This is a genomic window from Halomonas sp. (assembly GCF_014859505.1).
Classification (GTDB): Bacteria; Pseudomonadota; Gammaproteobacteria; order Pseudomonadales; family Halomonadaceae; genus Halomonas.
The window spans coordinates 1-3,996 of record NZ_JACUUD010000193.1 but is presented as its reverse complement, the minus strand read 5'-3'; the positions used below and the strand labels follow the sequence as shown (position 1 = coordinate 3,996).

Below are 3,996 nucleotides of genomic sequence, written 5' to 3'. Positions count from 1 at the left end.
GCACGTCGCGGATCGAGGCGCTGTCGGTCAGCAGCATCACCAGGCGGTCGATGCCGATGCCCTCGCCCGCGGTGGGCGGCAGGCCGACCTCCAGGGCGCGCACGTAGTCGGCGTCGAAGTACATCGCTTCGTCGTCGCCGGCCTCCTTCTCCGCCACCTGCTCGCGGAAGCGCTCGGCCTGGTCCTCGGCGTCGTTGAGCTCCGAGAAGCCGTTGGCGATCTCGCGCCCGCCCACGAAGAACTCGAAGCGCTCGGTCACGAAGGGGTTGGCGTCCTTGCGCCGCGCCAGCGGGCTCACCTCGGTGGGGTACTCGGTGATGAAGGTGGGCTGCTTGAGGCGGTGCTCCACGGTCTTCTCGAAGATCTCGATCTGGATCTTGCCCAGGCCCCAGCCATCCTTGACGTCGATATCCAGGCGCTCGGCAATCTGGCGCGCGGCGGACTCGTCGGCCAGCGCCTCGGCGTGGATGTCCGGGTTGACCTCGAGGATCGAGTCGAACACGGTGATCCGCTTGAGCGGCTGGCCGAAATCGTACTCGTAGTGCTCGAGCACCTCGCCTTCGCTGTTGCGCACGGTGTTGACCACGGTGGTGGTGCCCAGCACCTCCCGGGTGATCGTCCGCAGCATCTCCTCGGTGAGGTCCATCAGGTCGTGGTAGTCCGCGTAGGCCTGGTAGAACTCGATCATGGTGAACTCGGGGTTGTGCCGAGTGGAGAGCCCTTCGTTGCGGAAGTTGCGGTTGATCTCGAAGACCTTCTCGAAGCCGCCCACCACCAGGCGCTTGAGATAGAGCTCGGGCGCGATGCGCAGGTACATGTCCTGGTCCAGCGCGTTGTGGTGGGTGACGAAGGGCCGCGCGGTGGCGCCGCCGGGGATCTGCTGCAGCATGGGGGTCTCCACCTCCATGTAGCCGCGGGCCTCGAAGAAGCGGCGCATGGTGCTGATCACCGCCGCGCGGGTCTCGAACACCTGGCGCGAGTCCGGGTTCATGATCAGGTCCACGTAACGCTGGCGGTAGCGCGCCTCGAGATCGGTGAGGCCGTGGAACTTGTCCGGCAGCGGGCGCAGGCTCTTGGTGAGCAGCTTCGCCTCCACCATCATCACGTAGAGGTCGCCCTTGCCGGACTTGTGCACCGGGCCGCGCGCCGCGACGATGTCGCCGATGTCCCAGCCCTTGATCTCCTCGAGGGTGTCCGCCGGCAGCCCCTTCTTGTCGACGTAGAGCTGGATCTGCCCGCTGACGTCCTGAATGACGACGAAGGGCCCGCGCTTGCGCATGATGCGCCCCGCCACGCTGGCCTGCCGGTCCAGCGCCTCCAGCTCGTCCTTCTCCCTGTCGCCCAGCTCATTGATCAGCTCGGCGGCATGGCTGTCGCGGCGGAAGTCGTTGGGGAAGGCGCTCTCGCCGCGCTCGGCGGCCCGCTCGCGGCGCGCGGCCAGCTTGGCGCGGCGCTCGGCGATCAGGCGGTTCTCGTCATGTTGTGAGAAGGGGCTCTCATTGGCCATATCGTTACAATCCTTGCTTGAGGCTGGCGACGATGAACTGGTCGATATCACCATCCAGCACCTTGTCGCAGTTGCTGGACTGCACGCCGGTGCGCAGGTCCTTGATGCGCTGGTCGTCCAGCACATAGGAGCGGATCTGGCTGCCCCAGCCGATATCGGACTTGGAATCCTCCGCCTCCTGCTTGGCGGCGTTGCGCTTGTCCATCTCCATCTCCCACAGCTTGGCCTTGAGCTGCTTCATGGCGAAGTCGCGGTTGGCATGCTGGCTGCGCTGGCTCTGGCAGGCCACCACGATGCCGGAGGGCTCGTGGGTGATGCGCACCGCCGAGTCGGTGGTGTTGACGTGCTGGCCGCCGGCGCCGCTGGAGCGATAGGTATCCGTGCGCAGGTCCGCCGGGTTGATCTCGACCTCGAAGCTGTCGTCGATCTCGGGTGACAGGAACACCGAGCAGAAGGAGGTGTGGCGACGGCCCCCGGAGTCGAACGGGCTCTTGCGCACCAGGCGATGCACGCCGGTCTCGGTACGCAGCCAACCGAAGGCGTGGTCACCCTGGATATGCACCGTGGCCGACTTGATGCCCGCCACCTCGCCCGCGGAGAGCTCGATGATCTCGGCCTTGAAGCCGTGGTGCTCGGCCCAGCGCAGGTACATGCGCAGCAGCATGTTGGCCCAGTCCTGGGCCTCGGTGCCGCCGGAACCCGACTGGATATCCAGGTAGGCGTTGTTGGGGTCCATCTCGCCGGAGAACATGCGGCGGAACTCGAGCTTCTCGAGTCTGGCCTGCATGCCGCCAAGCTCCTTCTGGACCTCCTCGACGGTGGCCTCGTCCTCCTCCATCTCGGCCAGCTCCAGCAGGTCGCGGCTATCCGCCAGGCCCTGGTTCAGCTCGTCGATGGTCCGGACGATGGTTTCCAGCGTGGCGCGCTCCTTGCCGAGCTTCTGGGCATAGTCCGGATCGTTCCAGATGGCCGGGTCCTCGAGCTCGCGGGTGACTTCCTCTAGCCGATCCTTCTTCTCGGCATAGTCAAAGATACCCCCTCAGGACGTCTGTCCGCTCAGACAGGTCCTTGATGAGATTGTGAATCGGATTGGTTTCCAGCATGGCTTGCTCGCCTGAATCTGCGGTGGAAAAGCGACCGCCGCGGCGCTGGTATGGAACCGGCGCCCCGGCGGCACGGATAGGCTTGTGCTAAAGGGCTTGTGCTAAAGGGCTTGTGCTGAGGGGGAGCATTGTAGCGAACCTGGCGCCACGCCGCATCCGCCGGGGTTGCCCCGTTCCCCCGCCCAGACGCAGGGAACCCGGCCGAAGCCGGGTTCCCTGGGCACGCCTGGCTGGCTGCCGCTCAGAAGCGGTAGGTCAGCTGGGCGCCGAAGCCGTGGGCTTCGTTCTTGTAGTCGGCTCCAAACTGCCCGCGAGGATCTGTTGGGCCACCCTGCTCAATACGAGTCCCCCTCTCAGTCAGGTAGGAATAGGCAAGGTCAAGGGTCAGATCGTCCGTCGGGCTCCAGCCGGCGCCGATGGAGAAGATGCGACGGTCATCAGAGGGGATGCGTACGCTGCGGTCGATGTCATTGGTCGGAGTATTGTCGATCGTCACACCGGCACGCAGTGCCAACTGCGGATTCAACTGGTACTCACCACCCACGGCAAACGCCCAGGCGTTGGAGTAGTTCTGCGGCTCATTGGTAATTTCTCCAAGATTCTCACCCTCTACCAGAATCTTGTCGAAACGACTCCAGCGCGCCCAGGAGGCCCCTGCCATCAGTTTCAGGTTATCGGACATCTGCTGAGTAATAGAGAAGTTCACAGTCTCAGGCGTTGTCAGGTCGAGGCTGGCCTTATCTTGAAGCGGAACCTGAACAGTGCCCATAGGCGTATCTACCGGCCGGGACGCAATGGAGCCATCGGGAGCTGTGGCCCGGAAGTCGCCTTCGAGGGTATAACTTACTTTGGAGCGATAGGTTAGACCCAGCGTTGTCTCAGGAATTGGCTGATAGATCACACCCAGGTTGTAGCCCCAGGCCTCGTCATCACCCTCCACCCTCGAATCCAGCTCAACTCCCGGGGCTGCGGGTGCATTACGATAGAGCTTCCCATCCACGCGGTTGTAGGACACACCAGCTCCCACCGCCCACTGTTCATTGAAGCGATAGGACACCGTCGGCTGGGCGCTCATCACAGTGACTTCTGTGCGCGTGCCGAAGGTACGGCCGGCAAAACTGTCCTCATACTCCGTCTTTGAGCCAAACGGTGCATAGACCCCGAAGCCGAATGCCAGCTGATCATTGACCGGGTGTGCATAGAAGGCAAAAGGGATAAGGGTGCCTGGCACCATGTCACCCTCGGAAGTGCTCCCTCCGGTTCCGGGAAGCGTCGGCGTGTATTCGGCATTCTTGATATCGGTATTGACGTTCAGATAAGTCCCGCCGGCCGTCACCTGGGCACGATCCAGGAACGACATGCCGGCCGGGTTGCCGAAGACGATGG

The 3,996-nt window shown here is 63.8% G+C and carries 3 protein-coding genes; all 3 read right to left on the bottom strand.

Annotated features, from left to right (window positions below):
• A partial coding sequence (gene lysS, locus IBX53_RS15140; RefSeq protein WP_290910907.1) for a lysine--tRNA ligase occupies window positions 1–1,507 on the bottom strand: 1,507 nt, incomplete at its 3' end.
• A 4-nt stretch (window positions 1,508–1,511) separates the two neighbouring features.
• Window positions 1,512–2,610 (bottom strand): peptide chain release factor 2 gene (gene prfB, locus IBX53_RS15135; RefSeq protein WP_367171620.1). Its coding sequence is split into 2 segments (ribosomal slippage): window positions 1,512–2,534 and window positions 2,536–2,610, totalling 1,098 coding nucleotides; the frame shifts between segments, so codons are not numbered across the junction.
• A gap of 241 nt (window positions 2,611–2,851) precedes the next feature.
• Window positions 2,852–3,996: OmpP1/FadL family transporter (locus IBX53_RS15130; RefSeq protein WP_290910905.1), on the bottom strand; the 1,145-nt coding region annotated here is incomplete at its 5' end.